This is a genomic window from Anaeromonas frigoriresistens (genome assembly GCF_016820655.1).
Taxonomy (GTDB): Bacteria; Bacillota; Clostridia; order Tissierellales; family SIT17; genus Anaeromonas; species Anaeromonas frigoriresistens.
The window spans coordinates 1-21,113 of the sequence record NZ_WSFT01000008.1 but is presented as its reverse complement, the minus strand read 5'-3'; the positions used below and the strand labels follow the sequence as shown (position 1 = coordinate 21,113).

General features: G+C 31.0%; 14 protein-coding genes and 2 pseudogenes. 3 read left to right on the top strand and 13 right to left on the bottom strand.

Going from position 1 to position 21,113, the window contains the following annotated elements; all coding sequences use genetic code 11:
* The 13 genes and pseudogenes from GOQ27_RS00930 to GOQ27_RS00870 form a co-directional block, all read right to left on the bottom strand.
* A partial coding sequence (locus tag GOQ27_RS00930) for a peptide ABC transporter substrate-binding protein (protein WP_203364933.1) occupies positions 1-1,240 on the bottom strand: 1,240 nt, incomplete at its 3' end.
* Positions 1,241-2,140: 900 nt separating this feature from the next.
* Positions 2,141-3,118, bottom strand: coding sequence for an ABC transporter ATP-binding protein (locus tag GOQ27_RS00925; protein ID WP_203364932.1), 978 nt, complete (start codon positions 3,116-3,118; stop codon positions 2,141-2,143).
* Positions 3,119-3,120: 2 nt separating this feature from the next.
* Positions 3,121-4,155, bottom strand: coding sequence for an ABC transporter ATP-binding protein (locus tag GOQ27_RS00920; protein WP_203364931.1), 1,035 nt, complete (start codon positions 4,153-4,155; stop codon positions 3,121-3,123).
* A gap of 13 nt (positions 4,156-4,168) precedes the next feature.
* Positions 4,169-5,086: an ABC transporter permease gene (locus GOQ27_RS00915; protein WP_203364930.1), complete on the bottom strand. Its 918-nt coding sequence runs from the start codon at positions 5,084-5,086 to the stop codon at positions 4,169-4,171.
* Between the two features lie 11 nt (positions 5,087-5,097).
* Positions 5,098-6,018, bottom strand: coding sequence for an ABC transporter permease (locus GOQ27_RS00910; RefSeq protein WP_203364929.1), 921 nt, complete (start codon positions 6,016-6,018; stop codon positions 5,098-5,100).
* A 532-nt stretch (positions 6,019-6,550) separates the two neighbouring features.
* On the bottom strand, positions 6,551-7,978 hold the full coding sequence (gatB, locus tag GOQ27_RS00905) for an Asp-tRNA(Asn)/Glu-tRNA(Gln) amidotransferase subunit GatB (protein WP_203364928.1): 1,428 nt from the start codon (positions 7,976-7,978) through the stop codon (positions 6,551-6,553).
* The gene (gene gatA / locus GOQ27_RS00900) at positions 7,978-9,444 is read right to left on the bottom strand and encodes an Asp-tRNA(Asn)/Glu-tRNA(Gln) amidotransferase subunit GatA (RefSeq protein WP_203364927.1); all 1,467 of its coding nucleotides are present in this window, start codon (positions 9,442-9,444) and stop codon (positions 7,978-7,980) included. Before gatA ends, gatB begins: the two co-directional genes overlap by 1 nt.
* Before the next feature lie 16 nt (positions 9,445-9,460).
* Positions 9,461-9,751 carry an Asp-tRNA(Asn)/Glu-tRNA(Gln) amidotransferase subunit GatC gene (gene gatC, locus GOQ27_RS00895; protein ID WP_203364926.1) on the bottom strand — a complete coding sequence of 97 codons (291 nt, stop codon included), beginning with the start codon at positions 9,749-9,751 and terminating at the stop codon, positions 9,461-9,463.
* A 64-nt stretch (positions 9,752-9,815) separates the two neighbouring features.
* Positions 9,816-11,810: an NAD-dependent DNA ligase LigA gene (gene ligA / locus GOQ27_RS00890; protein ID WP_484477096.1), complete on the bottom strand. Its 1,995-nt coding sequence runs from the start codon at positions 11,808-11,810 to the stop codon at positions 9,816-9,818.
* Positions 11,811-11,823: 13 nt separating this feature from the next.
* A complete protein-coding gene (locus tag GOQ27_RS00885) occupies positions 11,824-14,631 on the bottom strand; it encodes a UvrD-helicase domain-containing protein (protein WP_203364925.1) in 2,808 nt (935 codons plus the stop codon).
* Between the two features lie 177 nt (positions 14,632-14,808).
* Positions 14,809-15,021, bottom strand: a pseudogene (locus GOQ27_RS00880) (GNAT family N-acetyltransferase); the annotation flags it as partial.
* Positions 15,022-15,284: 263 nt separating this feature from the next.
* On the bottom strand, positions 15,285-15,827 hold the full coding sequence (locus tag GOQ27_RS00875; protein WP_203364923.1) for a GNAT family N-acetyltransferase: 543 nt from the start codon (positions 15,825-15,827) through the stop codon (positions 15,285-15,287).
* A gap of 243 nt (positions 15,828-16,070) precedes the next feature.
* Positions 16,071-18,965, bottom strand: coding sequence for a DEAD/DEAH box helicase (locus GOQ27_RS00870; RefSeq protein ID WP_203364922.1), 2,895 nt, complete (start codon positions 18,963-18,965; stop codon positions 16,071-16,073).
* A gap of 411 nt (positions 18,966-19,376) precedes the next feature.
* On the opposite strand from GOQ27_RS00870, the gene GOQ27_RS00865 reads away from it, so the two are divergent.
* The 3 genes and pseudogenes from GOQ27_RS00865 to GOQ27_RS17395 all read left to right on the top strand — a co-directional run bounded on the left by GOQ27_RS00865 (position 19,377) and on the right by GOQ27_RS17395 (position 20,728).
* Positions 19,377-19,583, top strand: coding sequence for a helix-turn-helix domain-containing protein (locus GOQ27_RS00865; protein WP_203364921.1), 207 nt, complete (start codon positions 19,377-19,379; stop codon positions 19,581-19,583).
* A gap of 200 nt (positions 19,584-19,783) precedes the next feature.
* Positions 19,784-20,194: a transposase gene (locus GOQ27_RS00860; protein ID WP_203364920.1), complete on the top strand. Its 411-nt coding sequence runs from the start codon at positions 19,784-19,786 to the stop codon at positions 20,192-20,194.
* 25 nt (positions 20,195-20,219) lie between these two features.
* A pseudogene (locus tag GOQ27_RS17395) lies at positions 20,220-20,728 on the top strand (ATP-binding protein).
* The last annotated feature ends 385 nt before the right edge of the window (positions 20,729-21,113 follow it).

Here is a 21,113-nt window from a genome sequence, read left to right as displayed (position 1 = left end):
ATTTAATTCCATTCATATCTTCAGCTGTTTTACCTATTTCTTCTAATCCTTCTTCAAATAATGATTTAACTTCTTCCGTTGTAGTACCATTTCCAACATCTTTAATTAACTCACCATTTGCTTCTCTGAAAGTCTTCCCTTCAGGTCCTGGCATTCCAGGAGGTACAAATGCCCATGCTGGAGGTTGAATACCTTGAGTTCTTGCCTCTTGAATCTTAATTCTATCAACAGCCATTGCAAATGCATTTCTTATCTTCTGATTAGAGAAGAATTCATTTTCTACATTAAATGTATAGTAGAATGTAGAAGCTTCTGGATAAGTATTTAACTTATCTTTATATTGCTCTAAATATTGATCTGGCACTTCTACTATATCTAATTCTCCAGTTTCATAAAGATTCATTCTTGTATTAGAATCCCTAACCATAATACCTTCTATTCTGTCTAATTTAACATTTTCAACATTCCAATAATCAGGATTCTTTTCCATATTTAATTGAGATTCGTGCTCCCATTCAGTTATAACGAATGGTCCATTAAATACCATATAATCAACTTCTGAGCCATACTTATCTCCCCACTTTTCTACTAAATCTTCTCTTATAGGGAATAATGTACTATTCTGTAATTTGCTAATAAATGTTGGGTCTGGTCTTTCTAATGTAACTTCAAGAGTTTTATCATCTATAGCCTTAACTCCAACTTCATCAGCATTAGTTATTTCGCCAGTGTTATATGCTTCACCATTTTTGATTCCATATGCCATAAATGCGTAAGTAGAAGCTGTATCTGGATTTAATGCTCTCTTCCAAGTAAATTCAAAGTCATTAGCTGTTACAGGCTCACCATCTGACCATTTTGCATCTCTTAACTTGAAAGTAATCTTAGTTCCATCTTCACTTTCTTCCCAAGATTCTGCCATACCTGACCCTTGTTTAGGTACACCATCTTCATCCAATCTAATTATTCCTTCTAATGCATCATTTAATATATTAGAAGAAGTATGATCCTGAGTAAGTTGTGGATCTAAACTTGGAGGTTCAGATTGCCAATTCACTCTTAAAACTTGCTCTTCAGCTAATTTTTCTTCTCCTGAATCCTCAGAAGATTGACCTTCATTTGCTGGTGTTTCTTTTTCTTCTGGTTCATTTGCATCTTCTTCACCACTACATCCAGCTAATGCAAGGGTAAATACCATAGCAAATACTAATAGCATTATTAAAATTTTACTTTTTTTCATTACAACTTCCCCTTTCATATTTTTCTAACTTATTTATTGTTTTGTTTCTAATAAAGTTAAAAAACATTCACCTCCTTAATAATCATTAAAATATAAATCATTTCAATGTATTGTGTTTTTAGTTATATTCAAAATATTCTGTATATTTTGAATATAAAGCTTCTACTAAGTCAACTTTCACTTAATCTATTGACTACCTGACTAAGATATTATGTATGTGATTGATTAATTTGATTATAGAAAAGTTTTAAATGATTATCAAGACCTGTAAATTTGAACATTCCTTAACATTTTTAATAAGGCAAATCTATTACAGTTTTCAGTATATATATTTCTAAATAATTACAATCAGAGGATATATTGAATATAGGTAATATTCTTCGTTTTAATATTCTTAATATTGTGAATATTCAAAATAATATCTTTTATTACAAAATGAATAACTCTATTATTACATTGTTTTTTTGTTTTTTGTAACCATTTCTTAACTTAAATCTCACAGGGAATATGTTAAGAAAACGTAAAAAAGTGAGTAATACTAGCCTTTAGGTGATTGAATCCCTTCCTATAATCTTTAAATATTTATATATAAACCTATATCTTAAAGCTATTAGATTCCATTCTAGGCTTTGTAAATCTCTTAAGAACTCACTATCACTACCTATTTTTTATCTCTTTATTTCCCCATCATTTACGTCTATATTTATTACACTCTATAATCAACAATCAATGTTACATAATGTGTGCTTTTGCACATCCCCTATACCTCCTATTTTTTATTGCTTCCATTATTTTCTGAAGCCTTCTATAATTGCATTTATCAATAGTCTAGAAATTCTATTAAATTAACTTTCATTAAGCATAAAAAAGCCTTGAATCTAAGATTCAAGGCTTAATATATTATTTAACTAAATGACATGCAACAAAGTGATCAGGTTTCACTTCTCTTAATTCTGGTGCTTTTTCTCTACATATGTCTTTAGCATATTTACATCTTTTTTGGAATTTACATCCTTCTGGAGGGTTAATAGGACTTGGAACATCTCCTTCAAGAATGATTCTATTTCTACTTCTTTCAATATCTGGGTCAGGAATAGGTATAGCTGAAAGTAATGCTTGTGTATATGGATGTAAAGGCTCCTCATAAAGGTGCTTACTTGTTGTAATCTCCATTATAGCACCAAGATACATAACTGCTATTCTATCTGATATATGCTTAACCATAGAAAGGTCATGGGCAATAAATAGATATGTTAATCCCATCTTTTCCTGTAAATCTTCAAGAAGGTTTACTACCTGAGCTTGAATAGATACATCAAGAGCGGAAATAGGTTCATCACATACAATGAATTTTGGCTCTATAGATAAAGCTCTTGCTATACCTATACGTTGTCTCTGACCACCACTAAACTCATGAGGGAATCTGCTGGCATGCTCTCTATTAAGACCAACAGTCTCAAGAAGTTCATAAATCTTTGCTGTTCTTTCTTTACCTTTTCTAATATTATGGATATCCATACCTTCTCCAATTATATCTCCTACAGTCATACGAGGATTAAGAGATGCATAAGGATCCTGGAATATCATTTGAACTTGTTTAGCGAAGTTCTTCATTTCTTTTCTATTTAATTTGTGTATATTCATACCATCAAATATAACATCTCCGTCAGTAGCTTCATATAATCTAATTAATGTTCTACCAGTAGTAGATTTACCACATCCTGACTCTCCAACAAGACCAAGAGTCTCTCCTTCTCTAATATTAAAAGATATACCATCTACAGCTTTTAGTATTTGATTTCTTCCAACTTTAAAGTGTTTTTTTAGATTTTTAACTTCAATTAAATTTTTTCTATCCTTTAAATTCTTTTCAGACATTCTTATTTCCCTCCCCTTTTAATCTTAGTAGGATTCTCTATATTTGGTGCCATCTCATGTTGTAACCAACATTTGACGAAATGGTCCTCAGTTAGGAAGGTTTCTTCTGGCATCTCTTCTCTACATATAGGCATTGCATAGTCACATCTCGCTGCAAAAGGACATCCCTTTGGTGGTGAGAATAAATCTGGAGGTGTTCCCTCTATTGGGATCAATTTCTCTTTAGCATTAGTATCTAGTCTAGGTACAGAGTTTAATAGTCCCCAAGTATATGGATGTTGACCATCATAGAATATCTCATCTAATGTACCTGACTCTATTACTTTACCTGCATACATAACTACTACTCTTTGTGCCATATCTGCTACAACACCCAAGTCATGAGTTATTAATATAATTGAAGTATCAAAGTCTCTTTGTAGACCTTTCATTAAGTCTAATATCTGAGCTTGAATTGTAACATCTAGTGCAGTAGTTGGCTCATCAGCAATAAGAAGCTTCGGATTACATGCTAGGGCTATAGCTATCATAGCTCTTTGTCTCATACCACCACTAAATTCATGGGGATATTGTTCTACACGCTTATCTGGGTTAGGTATACCAACCACATCTAACATTTCGATAGCTTTTTTCTTTGCTTCGGACTTAGACATTCTTTGGTGTTTAATAAGTCCTTCCATTATTTGTTTTCCTACTTTCATAGTAGGGTTTAGTGAAGTCATTGGATCTTGGAATATCATACTTATCTCACTACCACGAACTGACTCCATTTGTCTATCTGTAAGTTTAGTAAGGTCCTTTCCATTAAACATAACAGATCCATCTTTTATTCTTCCTGGAGGCATAGGTATAAGCTGCATTGTGGATTGAGCTGTAACAGACTTTCCACATCCAGACTCTCCAACTATAGCAAGTGCCTCACCTTTATTTACGTAAAAAGATACTCCCCTAACAGCTTGAACTTCTCCTGCATATGTGTCAAAGGATACCCTTAAATCTTTAACATCTAATAATACTCTACTTTTATCTCTGGCCATTACTATACCTCCTTTATTGTCTTAATCTTGGATCTAGTGCATCTCTCAAACCATCTCCAAAAATCTGGAATGAAAGCATGATTAAACTTATTACTATAGATGGAAATACTAATTGATATGGATGTACTAATAGCATACGAGTACCATCCTTAGATAAAGAACCAAGACTTGCATAAGGTACTTTAATTCCTAGTCCGATAAAGCTTAAGAATGCTTCTGCAAATATAGCAGTTGGTATAGCAAATGTTACACTGATTATAATAACACCAATTGTATTTGGTATAAGGTGTTTAGTAATAATTCTACCAGCATCTGCTCCTAATGTTTTAGCTGCCATAACAAATTCCATCTCTTTAATTTGAAGTATCTGACCACGAACTAGACGGGCCATACCACCCCAACCGGCTATGGATAATGCTACTATTATGGTAAATAATCCTGATCCCATAACTGTCGTTAACATAATAACCCATAATAAATATGGAATAGAGAATAATATCTCAACTATACGCATCATAATATTATCTATATTTCCACCAACATATCCTGATATACCACCATATAAAACTCCGATAGTGAAGTTAAGCATAGCTGTTACAATACCAATAAATAATGAAATTCTAGTACCTTCCCAAACCCTTACATATAAGTCTCTACCAAGCTCGTCTGTTCCGAACCAATGCTCTGCATCTGGTTGGCGGTTAACTTCTAATAAATCACCAGTACGATAGTCAAATTCACTTAAAATTGGTGCAAATATTGCAAATAAAGTTACAATAATCAAAATAACCATTGCGGTTATTGCCATTTTATTAGTTTTTAATCTTCTCCATGCATCAGCCCAATAGGTTAAACTGGGTCTAACTATGGACTCAGCATCGGAGGTACGCTTACCTTCTATAACAAATTTATCTTTACTTAATTCTGCCATTATATACCCTCCTAATCATCTAATCTTATTCTTGGATCAATGAATCCATATAAAATGTCTACTAAGAATACCATGAATATTAGTAATCCTGCATAGAATAACGTAGTACCTAATATTAATGTAAAGTCATATTGGTTAACAGCATCTACGAAGAATTTACCCATTCCTGGAACTGCAAATATCTGCTCTATAACGAATGAGCCTGTAACAATACCAGCAATCAATGGTCCAAGCATAGTTACGATTGGTAGGATAGCATTTCTAATAACATGCTTTATTACAACAGAAGTTTTTGATAATCCTTTTGCTTTAGCAGTTTTAACATAATCAGATCCCATTATCTCAATCATGTTCGTCTTCATCATTCTAGCCTGGAATGCTATAAGTCTAAGTCCTAGGGCAAGTACTGGTAATACCATGTACATAGGACCTTTCCATCCTGCTACGGGGAACCATCCGAACTCCCGTGCAAAGAAATACTGGAATATCGAAGCAAAAACAAAGTTTGGAACCGAAACCCCTAAAACAGCTAATATAATAACAAAATAATCAAAAAATCCTTTATTATTCAGGGCGGCTATAATTCCGAAGGACAATCCAAATACTAGACCTACAGCTACAGCCCACAGTCCTAATGTTAATGATTTAGGAAATCCTTGAGCTATCATAGAGTTAACTGTTCTAGTTCTGTATTTTAATGATAGTCCTAAGTCTCCTTTAGCAGTATTTTTTAAGAATGTACCATATTGCACAATCAAAGGTTTGTCCAATCCATATTTCGCCTCTAGATTTTTAAGAATTTCTGGTTGGACTTTTTTACCATCAGAGAATGGATCACCTGGCAACTGATGCATTAGGAAAAACGTAATAGTCGCAATAAGCCATAAACTGATAAACATAAAGATTAAACGTTTAATAATATACCTTCCCATTTAACACACCTCCATAAAATTTTAAGATAAAAACGATACATTAGTACAGATCTTACAAAAATATCTTTACTATAGATCCACCTCCCACGATAGAGTTATAATAAATTTTAATAATAACAAAAAATTAGAAATGATTATAATTTTCAGAAAAATAACCATCAAAAAATTAAATGCTTTAAAAAGAATAGATATAAGCATCATTATAAATCAAGGAGAAATCCATACAGAATAGAAAATCCTATTCTTATGTAGAAAAGTGCTATTGTAGTATATAACTATATTATAGTTTTTACGTTAACTTTACAATTACATAAGTTTTAATAAATTATTACATTTTATTCATAATTCACAGATAATTAAGTGAATTATGAATTTAGATGCAATTCTATACAAATACAATTTTCAAAAAAATAGGACAAGTAAAATTATATTACATATTATTATATATTACAAAGTAATATTCAGAAAATTATATTAATTAATTTTAATTTTTTACTACCCTTAAGGTTCTAAGTCCTTAAGGGTAGTAATTTTACTTATTTAATTCTTCAAGTATCATTTTATTTACCATTTGAGGATTTGCTTTTCCTCTTGTTGCTTTCATAACTTGACCTACTAAAAATCCTAGGGCTCTGTCTTTTCCATTCTTATAATCCTCTATAGATTGAGGATTCTTTTCAATGATTTCTGATACCATTTTCTTTATTTCATCTTCATCATTAATTTGAATTAAGCCTTTTTCTTTTACTATACTATTTGGATCTCCGCCTTCTTCAAACATTGTTCTAAGGACTTTTTTACCTATATTATTACTGATCTTACCTTCTTCTATTAACTTAAGAAGATTAGCTAATTCTTTTGCTCCAAATCTCATATCCTCAATTTCCATATCTTCATCTTTAAGCCTTCTTAATATATCCCCCATTATCCAATTACTTACTTGTTTTGGATCATTAGAGTATTCTACTGTTTTTTCATAGAAATTAGCTAAGGCTCTAGTTGATGTAAGAATAGAAGCATCGTATTCTGGAAGATTATACGCCTTCATAAATCTTTCCATCTTAGCTTGTGGAAGCTCAGGAAGATTATTTTTTATATTTTCTATCCAATCATTACTGATATCCATATCTACAATATCAGGTTCTGGGAAGTATCTATAGTCACTGGCATCTTCTTTAACTCTCATAGAAATGGTTTCATTTTTAGTATCATCCCATCTTCTAGTTTCTCTTATGGTATTTTCTCCTTTTTCTAATAGAGCAATATGTCTTTTTTCTTCATATTCCATTGCCTTCACTGCAGCTTTAAAAGAGTTTAGATTCTTAATCTCAGTTACCATTGTTTTTTCTCCTGTTTCTTCATCTACAACATTTATATTTACATCACACCTTAAAGAACCTTCTTCCATTTTACAGTCAGAAACTTCAATGTATTGCAATATAGATTTTAATTTGTCTAAGAAGTTTTTAGCTTCTTCTGGAGAATTCATGTCAGGATAAGTAACTATCTCTATTAATGGTACACCGGATCTATTATAATCTAATAAAGTCCCTCCATCTGTTGAATGGATTGATTTTCCTGTGTCTTCTTCTATATGAATTCTAATCAGTTTAACTTTCTTTTTTCCTTCTTCTGTATCTAACTCAGTGTAACCCTCTTCACATAACGGTAAATCATACTGGGATATTTGATATCCTTTTACTAAGTCTGGATAATAATAATTTTTTCTATCCATTTTTGTATGATTAGAGATGTCACAATTAAAGGCTAATCCTGCTCTGATACCATATTCTACTACTTTTTTATTTAATACTGGCAATGCTCCAGGAAGCCCTAAACATACTGGACAGCAGTGAGTATTTACGTCCCCTCCAAATTCAGTGCTACAGCCACAGAAGATCTTAGAATCTGTTAATAATTCTGAATGTATTTCTAAACCTATTATAGTTTTGTACCCCATTATTTTACACCTCCAATTTCAGGAGTTTCGTTGAAATTCAATTTTTGTTCAATATTATATGCTACATTTAAAATCTTTGATTCATCAAAGGATTTTCCAATAATCTGTAATCCCACTGGAAGACCTTTAGATGTACCACAAGGTATTGATATAGCTGGAATTCCGGCTATATTAACCGCTACAGTAAGGACATCCGATGCATACATATCTAATGGATTATCACTTTTTTCTCCAATTTTAAAGGCAGTAGATGGTGTAGTTGGTGATATTATAACATCATACTCATCAAAGGCCTTATCAAAATCCTCTTTAATAAGAGTTCTAACCTTTTGAGCCTTCTTATAATAAGCATCATAATAACCAGAACTCAGGCAATATGTTCCCATCATTATTCTTCTTTTAACTTCTTCTCCAAATCCTTCACTTCTAGTCTTAGTAAATAGTTCTTCTACAGAATTATAATTTTCTGCTCTATTACCATATCTCACTCCATCAAAACGAGCTAAATTTGAACTGGCTTCTGAAGGAGCTAATATATAGTAGGTTTCTAAACCATATTCAGAATAAGGAAGACTCATCTCTTCTACTTCTGCTCCTAAAGTTTTAAATGTTTCAATTACATTTTTTATATTCTCTCTAACATCTTCACTTATTCCTTCACCCATGTATTCCTTAGGTACACCAATTTTCAAACCTTTAATATCTTTTTTAAGATTCTTTGTATAATCTACTTTTTCTATTTCTACTGAAGTAGAGTCCAACTTATCATGACTGGCTAATGTATTCATAACTATTGCACAATCTTCTACATCCCTAGTAAAAGGTCCTATTTGATCTAATGAGGATGCAAAAGCAACAAGTCCATATCTAGATATTAATCCATAGGTTGGTTTAAGTCCTACTACACCACAGAATGCAGCAGGTTGTCTAACTGATCCACCAGTTTCTGAACCTAAAGAAAAGGGAGCTTGATATGCTGCAACTGCAGCTGCAGAACCACCACTAGATCCTCCTGGCACCCTCTCTAAATCCCAAGGATTTCTTGTAGTATGGAAAGCTGAGTTTTCAGTGGATGAACCCATTGCAAATTCATCTAAGTTTGTTTTTCCTACTATTATAGCTCCTGCTTCTTTAAGATTTTTTATTACTGTTGCATCGTAGGGAGCAGTATAATTACTCAATATTTTAGAACCACAGGTAGTCTTTAATCCTTCTGTAGATATATTATCTTTAATTGCCACTGGGATTCCTGCTAAATCTCCTAATTTTTCTCCGTTAACTCTTCTTTCATCAATGTTTTTTGCCTCTTTTATAGCATTTTCTTTATCTAATAAAAGAAAACTTTTTATATATTCATCAGTTGCTTCTATTCTATTAAAGAACTCATTTACTAATTCCTCTGATGTAATTTCGCGTGTATTTAGCTTATCTCTAAGTTCATGAATAGTAAGTTTAAATAGTCCCATTATTTCACCTCTTTCGTTAATCTAATACCTTAGGTATTTTTACATATCCATTTTCATTCTCTGGAGCATTTTTCATTACTTCTTCTCTATCGAGAGATTCTTTTACTTCATCTTCTCTCATCACATTTCTTATAGATGGGTGAGGATGATATGTAGGTTTTACTCCCTCAGTATCCACTTCTCTAAGTTTCTCTACATAATCTATAACTGATGAAAATTTTTCTGTAAAAACTTCAATACTCTCCTCATCAAATTCTAATCTAGATAGTTTTGCCACATGTTTAATTTGTTCTTTAGTAATAGACATTTTTCTACCTCCTTTTTAAACATATAATGATAATATAATACAATACTTAAGTATCTCTTGTAAACTAGCCTTCTATTATCTCTTTAAACCTATCAGAATCTATAATCTCAACACCTAACTCTTGAGCTTTAGTATACTTACTTCCTGGATCTTCTCCTAATATAACAAAATCAGTATTCTTGCTTACACTTCCTGTTATCCTTCCACCCATTTTTTCTACAATAGCCTTAGCTTCTTTTCTAGAAACTCCTTCTATACTACCTGTTATAACTATCTTTTTATCGGTAAATATAGTATCGGAAGCTGCTTCTTCTTGTTCATGATGAGGTTTTACTCCAAGTTCAAATAATCTATCTATATTCTCCATGATTTCCTCGTCATTAAAAAACTCTACTATTTCTCTAGCAACTATATCCCCTATATCTGGGATAGATATTAATTCTTCATGGGTAGCTTCTTTTAATTTATCAAAGGATTTATAAGTATTAGCCAAGTCAGAGGCTGTTTTTCTTCCTACATTTGGTATTCCTAAGGCATATATGAATGCAGATAAAGTACAATTTTTACTTTCTTCTATAGCCTTTAAAAGATTCTCTGTTTTCTTTTTGCCAAATCTCTCTAAATTTATTAAATCATCGTAGTTAAGTTCGTATAATTGAGGTAATTCCTTGAGATCTAACTCTTCAAATAATTGCTCGGCAGTCTTTTCACTAAATCCTTCTATATTCATTGCATCTCGACTGGAAAAATGCTCAACCCTTGAAACTAATTGAGGTTTACAACTCATAGAGTTAGGACAGAATATATGAACTCCTTCTTGGATAAGCTCTGTTCCACAGGCTGGACACTCTTCTGGCTTTTCTATTTCTCTTCTTTCCTCACAACTATCCTCTACTATTCCCATTATCTCCGGGATTACATCATTAGATCTTCTAAGCCAGACTCTACATCCTAAGGCTACATTCTTTCTTTTGATATCATCCCAGTTATTTAATGTAGCTCTTCCAACAGTAACTCCACCAATATCTACTGGTTCTAATATTGCAGAGGGGGTTACTTTTCCTGTTCTTCCCACATTCCAGTTTACACTCATTAATTCAGTAGTTACTTCTTCTGCTTTAAATTTATATGCTATTGCCCATCTAGGAAATTTCTGAGTATAACCCAAGACTTCCCTAGTTTTCATATCATTTATTTTTATAACCAATCCATCTGTTAATACATCTAAGGTATGCCTTTCTTCATCTACCCTCTCAATTTCTGCTATCATATCCTCTATATTGTCAAAGGTTTTTATATAATTATTTACAGGAAGTCTATTTTCCTTTAGAAAATCTAACATTTCTAAATGAGTGTCAAAGCTAATCCCTTCCATATATCCTATATTATAAAAATATCCGATTAAATTTCTCTTAGCTGTTACCTTTGGATTAAGATTTCTTAATGCTCCTGCTGCAGCATTTCGAGCATTTTTAAGAGGCTCCTCAGCTTTTTTGTTATATTCTTCTAGTACAGATAGGGGCATAAGACCTTCCCCTTGTATTTCCATCCTACCTTTATGAGGAATTAATAAAGGAATAGATTTTATAGTCTTTATTTGAGGTAAGATAGCCTCTCCTATCTCACCATTTCCTCTAGTAGCCCCTTGAACTAGTTCCCCGTTATTATAAGTAAGGTTAATAGTAAGACCATCAAATTTATACTCCATTACATATTTGGGTTTAGGTAACTGATCCTCATGACTATTATTATATTCATTTATCAATCTTTCCACTCTATTTTCCCAGGATCTCAATTCTTCATAACTTTGGGATTTATCTAAACTCCAAAGGGGAGAAAGATGTCTATGTTTTTGAAATTTATCTAAAACTTCCCCTCCAACTCTCCCAGTAGGAGAATTAGGGAAAACTTCTCCTGTTTCTTCTTCTAATTTAGTTAATTCATTGTAAAGCTCATCATACTCCTTATCACTTACCTTAGGCTCATCTAAAGTATAATAATAATAATTCAGCTCATTAAGTTTTTCTACTAGTTCTTCCATTCTTTGATTCTTATCCACGATATCACCTCTCTTATACTTTCTCTATAGGAGCTAGGGATACTAATAGCTTCTTAATTCCTTTGTCCTTAAAGGCAATAGTAGCTTCTTTACTATCTCCGCTGCCTTGCATAGATACTACTGTACCTATTCCCCAACTTTTGTGTTTTACTTTGTCACCTATATTTATTTTCACATCTCCTTTTTTTTCAGTAGAAGTATTTTCATAGGTATATCCAGTAAAATATTTTTGGGGTTCTTTACTCATTCTTTTTTTCTTTGGTTCAAATCTATTGTTTATTTCATCTACTAAACCTTCAGGGATTTCTCCAATAAACCTCGAAACACTATTATAAGATGTTTTACCATAGATCGTTCTAAGAGTAGTATAAGTCATAAATAGTTTTTCTTCAGCCCTAGTTATACCTACATAGCATAATCTTCTTTCTTCTTCTAAATCATCCTCACTGGTCATAGCTCTAGATATTGGGAAGATCCCTTCTTCCATACCTGTTAGAAATACCACTGGATATTCTAGTCCCTTTGCACTATGAAGAGTCATTAAGGTTACAGAATCATTATTTTCATCATCTACTCTATCTATATCAGATAATAAGGATATGTTCGCTAAGAACTCTTCTAATGTTTTTTCGTCACTAGTTATTTCAAAATCTATCGCTACAGAAATGAACTCTTCTATATTTTCTATTCTACTTTTGGCCTCCAATGTATCTTCAGCCTTTAACTCTTTAATGTACCCAATAGAATCTATAACATTTTCAATAAGTTCCTTTACACTCAAAATTTCTTTCATAGCTATGAATTTATTTATCATAGATACAAAATCCTTAACTTTACTTTTAGCCCTATGGGATAGAGAACCCATCTCATCTATATCTAATATCACACTATAGATACTCTCTCCCTTTTCTATGCTATATTCTTCTAACTTCTCTACGGTCCTTTTTCCTATACCTCTTTTAGGAACATTAATTATTCTCTTTAAAGAAATATTATCTACTGGGTTCTGTATAAGTCTTAAATATGCAATGATATCCTTTATTTCTTTTCTATCATAGAATTTAAGTCCTCCTACAATTTTATAAGGAATATTTGATTTCACCAATGCTTCTTCTAATACACGGGATTGGGCATTAGTTCTATATAGAATAGCAAAGTCAGAATAATTCTTGCTGTAGGTTTCTCTTATTTCTTTTATTTTAGCAGATATAAAGCTAGATTCATCATGTTCATTTTGTCCTCTATATACACCAATAGGAGTTCCCTCTTCTTGAGATGTCCAAAGCTTTTTGCCTTTTCTTCCCATGTTATTATCAATGACTTTATTAGCCGCATCTAGTATATTTTTAGTTGAACGATAATTCTGCTCAAGTTTGATTACTTTAGCCTCTGGATAGTCATCCTCGAAGTCTAAGATGTTTCTTATATCCGCCCCGCGCCATCCATAGATGGAGTTATGCACTACCACATCTTCACATATATACTGTCTTAAGTTAGGTATAGATATATCATAAACATATCCTTCATAATCTAATACATTAACCTCTTTTACAATGTCCTCTACTATTTCTCCATTCTCATATACTGGAATTGACATACTAGGTCTAATATGGGATGCCGGCATATAATTAAATGTAGTTTCTTCTGTAAGTCTAGCTCTCTTTACTATTTCAATATCTTCTTCTAAGGATATTATTTTTTTAGCATAAGTACGAGCTTCATCATATTCTTCAACAGCTTCTACTTTACCATTAAATTGAATTGAGTGTTTATAATGTTCATTGCTACTTTTTTCTTCACTTCCAAAGAAATCAATATATGTTGCTTTTTCTGATTCTTCCACATTCATTTTCCCAAACATAATGTGATTAGGCGTTGTTTTTATAGTCTTTCCTTTTCTGGTCTTTATTTCAACTATAGCTCCATTATAATATTTCTCAGATTTTTTATTAACATTACCTTGTAATACTTTTCCCCATCCTCCAGCAGATACTATACTAGTTTCTTCTTCTAAAGATTTCATATCTTTGTATCCTTCACTGGTTTTAATTTTCATATCAGGAAGTACACACTGGTCATCATCGCCAACTACACATACATTTCTGTGATGACTGCCTAATAATTTAACTAATTCATACTGTGCTCTATTTGTATCTTGATACTCATCTACTAAAATATATTTAAACTTCTTTTGATAGAATTTTAATATATCAGGATTTGTACGGAATAATTCTATAGTCTTTATTATTAGATCATCAAAATCTAGAGCATTATTACTTTGAAGCTTTTTTTGATAAAGTTTATATATTTCACCCTTTTGTCTTTCTCTAAAATCATTATAGTTATCCTTTACATATGTATCTGGATCAATAAGCTTATCTTTTTGACTGCTTATAAAATGCAACATAGACTTAGGATCATACATCTTCTCATTTACATTAAGTTCTTTAATCGTATCCTTTATTACCGTGTTTTGATCTGATCCATCAAATATAACAAAGCTTCTATTATATCCCATTTTATCTATGTCTCTTCTTAGCATTCTCACACACATGGAGTGAAATGTACCCACCCACATATCTTGAACTCGTGTATCTACTAATCTTTGTATTCTATCCTTCATTTCATTAGCTGCTTTATTTGTAAATGTAATGGATAATATATTATCCGGGAATATATCCTTCTCTTTTATTAAATATGCTATTCTGTGAGTTAGAACTCTCGTTTTACCAGACCCCGCTCCTGCTAATACTAATAAGGGTCCATCAGTGGTCTTTACTGCTTCCCTCTGTTTATCATTAAGTCCATCTAAAAAATTCATTTATCATATGCTCCTCTCTCAAAACCAAAATTCACTCTACCTTCTATTATATAGGAAAATATGTTCTCTTTGAAGGTATAGAAAAAACTTCTAACTATTTATGTTAGAAGTTTTGACAATATCTATTCTATTATACTTATACAGCTATAACCACTGTAAAATAAAAATTATATCTACTTAAATATCCACTACCAATATCTCTTCATTCCACTTAATCTCCCCAGTTTTTCTAAATCCAACAGATTCATATAGAGTTTTAGCTATCTTGTTTTGAGGCTTCACACTAGTATAGAGCTGTTTTCCATTATGATCATATTTTATGAAATTAATTAATTTTAAAAGTGATGTTTTACCGTATCCTTGTTCCTGAAAATCCACATTAATTATAAATCTCCTTAATCTATATGCTTAGAAATACTCATCATAAAAATACATTAAAATCCAACCATAGTATCATCTTTATATACTCTACATAAATGATTTCCTTCTTCATAATAGGATTAAAGTATAGAAAATGTATTATTCAATACAAGTCTTCTTGTTCTTCTGGCTCTTCTAAATTTACACATTCAAGCCAATTTTCTTTATTTATAGTCTTGAATGTAATATTCATCGAACATCCCCTTCTTAAACAATATAAAAAAATATATTTACTAATTATTATCTTTTTTTCTTCTCATCTGATAAATTTCAAATTTTTCATTTGAGATTTCACCTTCACATGTTCGGAATGTTTCAAACCCTAATCTCTCATATACTTTAATTGCTCTTTTATTAAATGAAGCTACTCCGAAATGAACATATTCTCCTTTGTAGTTGTACTCTTCTATTGCGAAATCAATACATGATGCCACAAATTTTTCCCCAAGTCCTTTTCCACATAGTTCAGGTTTTAGTCCCCACCCTACCCACATTTCATATGTACTCTTAGGATTGCTTCTTACTACTCTATGCTCAACATATCCTTCATCTTCTGAATCTTCCTCTCCTTCTTTGAAAAACTCTATAGTAAATTCTCCAACAAGTTCATCTTTTTCGTCTAAGACTGCAAATTTTCCATGTCCCCAATTTTCTTCATCCAATAATAACTCTGTTTCATTCACATAATCATATACCTGATACTCTTCTCCATACTTCCAATTATCTATCATTTCCTTTGCATAGTCTAAATTCATTGGAACAAAATTAAATTCCATGATATCCCCTCCTATTTTAAAAAGTAATATGTATCCTACTTTCCTTCACTATATTAATTCTATTTTCTTTTCCTATTTCCTTTATTAATTTTAAATATTTGTCTAATATGTTATATATTATAATTTTATGACGAAATAAAAAACTCCTAACTATTCATGTTAGAAGTTTTACAATATCTATTATTATCTATTTTAGAATTAGTAATATTTTAAACTTACACCTAAACATAATAAATACTCTTATTAAATACTTTGATTTCTTATAAAACTACTAAGTAATCCACTTGCAGTCGTCTTGCTATTGCTGAAACTCCGAATGTCTCCAAATACTAAAAAACTATCCTTTGCTCTTGATACAGCAACATTTAACATACTTCGATTGGTATCTATAAAATAACATCCATCATCTTTACCATATACTGATGACATTATAACAATCCTTCTCTCTGCACCTTGAAAGGTATGAACAGTTCCAACACTTATATATTCATTTATATGCGGTATTTTCTTCTTAAGCTCTTTTTCTATATATTTTGCCTGAGCTTTAAAAGGTGTTATAATCCCAACTAAACTTCTAACCTCTTCGTGTATATAAGCTTTTTTTATTGTTTGAAAATTTATTGATAGCCAATTAGCAATTTCATTAGCTTCATTTTTATTAAATCTACTAGTTCCACTTTTGTATGAGTAATCACTATCAACTTGTTTATAACCAAAATATGGTATATTTTTAAGTTGATAGTTTTCATCGAGTTCTCCTAATCCTCGCATCGGTTTTAAATTTCCTTCATATACTAATTCATTACAATAAGAAATTATTTCATTATAACACCTTCTATGTTCACTTAGAAACAAGCCCCGTCGATTAAATTTTTTATACTTACAAGCTTTTGAAGCAACTTTCATTATACTAGAGTTAGAAGCATTTAAACCTAATTCCTCCAGTAACTCATAGTGCTCCTTGTTTTCAATTACATTATTCTCTATAGCTAGTGACTTATCTAAAGCTCTACTAACTCCCCATACTGGTTCAATCTGATGTATATCACCAACAATTACAGCCTTTTTTGCTAAAGAAAAAGAACATGCCCCTATCTCAGGTGATACTTGTCCAGCTTCATCTACTATTAATAAATCTATATGATTATAAAGATAATTAGTTTTATTACCTCCCTCGTAGCATAAAAAATTACGTGGCAACTGGTAAAAGGTCATTACATAACATGGAGTTATCATGCTTAATCTATTATATAACCGCTCTACAACATTTGGATAATTTGTACCTTTTTGTTTCTCAGTTAACATATCTTCTCCCTTTAACCATCTACATTCATAATAATGCACAGCTAACCAAAATTGTATATACCTTAAAGTAGTATCCAAAAGTTTATTAATTTCCTCTAAATTCAAATTATATATAACATCTTCTTTAATAACATCTATATTTAATTCTTTTAAATCTAAAATATTTCTATCATAATCTTTTATTAATGACTGTATCTCATCATATATCCTTGTTATAGCATGTACTTGTTTTTTAATATTTTTGATTAAATAACTATATTCCTCTTCTATTTCTATTAAGCTCATCTCTTCATTTAAAAAAGTTTCATTAGGCTCAATAAACATTCTATTCATGTTATGTATTTTTCTTTTAAAAGGGCTTATAAATTTAAGTAATTTGTATAAGAGTGGCATATTTTTAAAGTGGTTCTGCCATTCTTTAATCCTTATATAAATATTTGATATCTCTTCTTTATGGTCATTTATTTTTATTCTAAGAGAATCAGAAAGTTCTCTTATATTTTTATGCTCAGTATTATATTTTTCTAATTTATTTGCTATATCTAATATATTCTTTTTAATCTCATTAACTTCACATAATACATTATGTATTTTATTTTCACAATCTTCTAAATTAGAAATATTTTCATTGAAATATAAGTTATAATTGGTCATAAATTTATGCTTTGATTTCCGTATATTCTCATCACTCTCAATATCAGATACGAAGTATTCACCTTTTATGTTAGTGAAGTGATACCCCTTTTTTTGAGCCATTTTCTCTTTTAATGATGATGGGAAGTAAGTAGCAAAGCTATTGACCCCTTCAATCCATCGTTCTTCAAGATTTCTATAACCTATTGGTTCAATCTTTCCAAAAGATTCTATTATATTAGTTACTGCTTGATTATTTGTGGAGGTAGCAACTATCAGTGGTGGTTTTTCTTTCTCTAATGCTTTTTCCACGTATAAATCCCCCACAATAGATTGAAGTAAGGTAGTTTTTCCAGTACCAGGAGGACCATTTATTGCTAATATTTCGCCTTCTTCCATAAGACTAAAGTGATTTATACTTTCTCTTTGTGAAGGTGATAAGGGGTACTCTCCTCCCATTTGTCCAGAATGTCTTTTCATCTCATTTATTTCGTTTTTTACTAAAGGAGATATATCTTTGTATTTTAAATTTATAAAGTTCTCATATAGCTTTGAGCCTTTATATTCTTTAAGTAAATCATCATATAATTTTAATATTGAAGTTGTAGCATTTATAGTATTATCCTTTAATATATATACTTGGTCTTCTATTTCTAATTCTTTCAAATGAAGGTCATCAAATTTAGATTTTGTCACAAATTCATATAGTTTTTGAGAAAAGTCAATATAATCTCCCCAAGTTTTTATATTATGAATTAATCCAATACTTTTACTCATATAATTATTAAAATCTTCAATGTGACCAATTGATAAAGTTTCTTCAACTATCGGTTGAAGATAGTCTCTAGGTATCCATGGTAATTTACCCGTTGCATAGGATAAAGTTCCATCTTCTTTAAGAATAGCTGGTATATAATATATACCAGTTAAATCCTCTAAGTCACTATTTATCTTTTCTTGAGAATCAAAAATAGTTTTTATTGTTTTGGCAACAATTATTACTTTAATATTATCTGTGCATTTATTATCTTTATTGGCTTCTAATAAGACTTGATATATACTCTCATGAATCTTTCCATCAATTAATTCTTCACTTGAAAAAATACAATAATTATCTTCTTTAAAGTTGATTGCTTGATTGCTCTGTGAGGCAATTGCACTTCTAAAATATGCTGTCATTTCTTCTATTTGGTTGCCCATGTCTTCACCTGTCTTTCCTAATAACTCATTAATATTAATTACTTGTTTGTGTACACAAAATAGTAATATCTAATTTATTTTTAAAATAGAAAATCAAGAAATAAAGAATCTTCTACTCTAGCTTATTTTGTAAACCCTAAATTCTTTCTTTAAAAAATAGTTAAATATATGATATTTATATAATAAATCATCTTCATTTATATTATTAATAAATTTTTTATTTCCTCTTATAATATTTAAAATACAATTTCTATATTTCTCATATATAATTCATTTGTTAGGAGTTTCATGCTAGTGCTAAAATAAAAGTGTACCAAATTTAACCCTTTGCTAAACAAAAAATATACCACTTCAATCAACTCTTCCCGTATAATTAATGTAGGTCAAACATTTTTTACAGGGGGTTACGAGGTGATTAAATTGGTACAATATGATTATATCAGATTTTTATATTTTAATGAAGGACTCTCAAAGCGAGAGATTGCAAAAAGAGTAAATGTGCATAGAAATACAGTTACAAGAGCAATTGAAAATGAAGATAACAGCTACAACCTAACGGTTGAAAATAAACAGCCTGTTAATGGTCCATATAAAGATAGGATTACAATTATGGTTTAAGCTAACTATAATAAACCTAGAAAGCATAAATTAACTAAAAATAGGATGTATGAACTCATTACTGAAGAAGGATATACAGGGTCTTATTCTGCATTCACTTACCTAGTTAGAAAATCGAAGAAGAACTAAACCTTTCTACAAAAGAAGCCTTCCCTAAATTAGATCACCCGAAGGGCGTTTTACAAGTTAACTTTGGGGAGATGATTGTAAAAGATAATGGAATACCTAGAAAAGTACAGGTGTTCTGTGCTAAACTTTCTTCCGAAAAAGCAGAATTTATACATGCATATCCAAGACAAAGTAGTGAATTTTTCTTTGATGGTCTTAATAAGGCCGTTGTCTTCTTTGGAGGCATCCCTAGGAAATTTATATTTGATAATTTAACTCAAACAGTTAAAGAAGTTGAAAAAGGTAATGATCGTATATTGCAAGATGAATTTTGTGGACCTGCTAAAGGTAATGAAAAAGTACTTGTAGAGAATCTAGTGAAATACACAGGAAACAACTATTTCTTACCTTACTTAGATTTTAAAGGTTTTAATGAACTAAATAATTGGCTTCTGAATAAGTGCTGGAATCGACTTCAAACTAAAAAAAACGTAAGACTATAGAACAGTTTGATTTTTCTAAGGCACCATTCTTAAGAAAAACCGAAGTTTTGATTTATTTAAGTTAGATTTTACTGATATAAATCAAAATCTTATATTTATAGGTGCTCCAGGTACTGGGAAAACACATTTATCTATATCTTTAGGTATAGAAGCTTGTAAAAGGGGTAAATCAGTTCAATTCTACACAGCTGCAACTCTTGGTAATTTACTTGTAGAGCTAGAGGATAAATTAGAACTTGGTAAATTCCTTAAGAAATTAATAAAATTGATTTATTAATTATTGGTGTGCTAGGATATGTCTCACTATCTAAGAAAACAACACAGCTATTATTCCAAATATTTTCAGAAATATATGAAAGAGGTTCTATTATTATAAATACAAATCTTCAATTTGGTCAATGGGTTAATATTTTTCATAATGAACGTATGACTGCAACTATAATTGATCATTTAATCCATAATAGTAAAATATTAACTTTTAATGGTGAAAGCTATCGCTTTAAAAGCCGCCAGGCTGACTTAGCAATGAAGTAGAGTTTTGATTCTTTAAAACTCACTTCTATATTTTTATCAAAATTGGTACACAATTTGTTTTGTAGGTTGGTACACTCTTCTATTGATAAAAGCATGTGTACTTAGATATGCCCATTTAGGACTAACTGAGGTTTCTTAGTACTCGCTTACAGCTAGGTTTTTTCATGCCATAGCAGAAGTCTTTGCGAATCACCGCCCCCGCTCTGATGACTTCTAGTTCTCAACAGGTGTTGTTCCCCCGAACCGAAGATTTTTTATAGTGGGTATGGCGTTCCCCCTCCCCACTGACGACAAAGGTTATATAAGCCAAATATATCCCTTACCGAAACGACTTTTTGCATTGGCTCGTCCACACCTATTATTTTTTTATATAGGAGAAATAATA

Bases quoted from the DNA above. Each gene is read 5' to 3' on its own strand.
- GOQ27_RS00925 (WP_203364932.1), bottom strand. From the start codon at position 3,118: ATGTCTGAAAAGAATTTAAAGGATAGAAAAAATTTAATTGAAGTTAAA.
- GOQ27_RS00860 (WP_203364920.1), top strand. From the start codon at position 19,784: ATGATTGTAAAAGATAATGGAATACCTAGAAAAGTACAGGTGTTCTGT.
- GOQ27_RS00920 (WP_203364931.1), bottom strand. From the start codon at position 4,155: ATGGCCAGAGATAAAAGTAGAGTATTATTAGATGTTAAAGATTTAAGG.
- gatC (WP_203364926.1), bottom strand. From the start codon at position 9,751: ATGTCTATTACTAAAGAACAAATTAAACATGTGGCAAAACTATCTAGA.
- GOQ27_RS00885 (WP_203364925.1), bottom strand. From the start codon at position 14,631: ATGAATTTTTTAGATGGACTTAATGATAAACAGAGGGAAGCAGTAAAG.
- GOQ27_RS00910 (WP_203364929.1), bottom strand. From the start codon at position 6,018: ATGGGAAGGTATATTATTAAACGTTTAATCTTTATGTTTATCAGTTTA.
- GOQ27_RS00875 (WP_203364923.1), bottom strand. From the start codon at position 15,827: ATGGAATTTAATTTTGTTCCAATGAATTTAGACTATGCAAAGGAAATG.
- gatB (WP_203364928.1), bottom strand. From the start codon at position 7,978: ATGGGGTACAAAACTATAATAGGTTTAGAAATACATTCAGAATTATTA.
- gatA (WP_203364927.1), bottom strand. From the start codon at position 9,444: ATGGGACTATTTAAACTTACTATTCATGAACTTAGAGATAAGCTAAAT.
- GOQ27_RS00915 (WP_203364930.1), bottom strand. From the start codon at position 5,086: ATGGCAGAATTAAGTAAAGATAAATTTGTTATAGAAGGTAAGCGTACC.
- GOQ27_RS00870 (WP_203364922.1), bottom strand. From the start codon at position 18,965: ATGGGCAACCAAATAGAAGAAATGACAGCATATTTTAGAAGTGCAATT.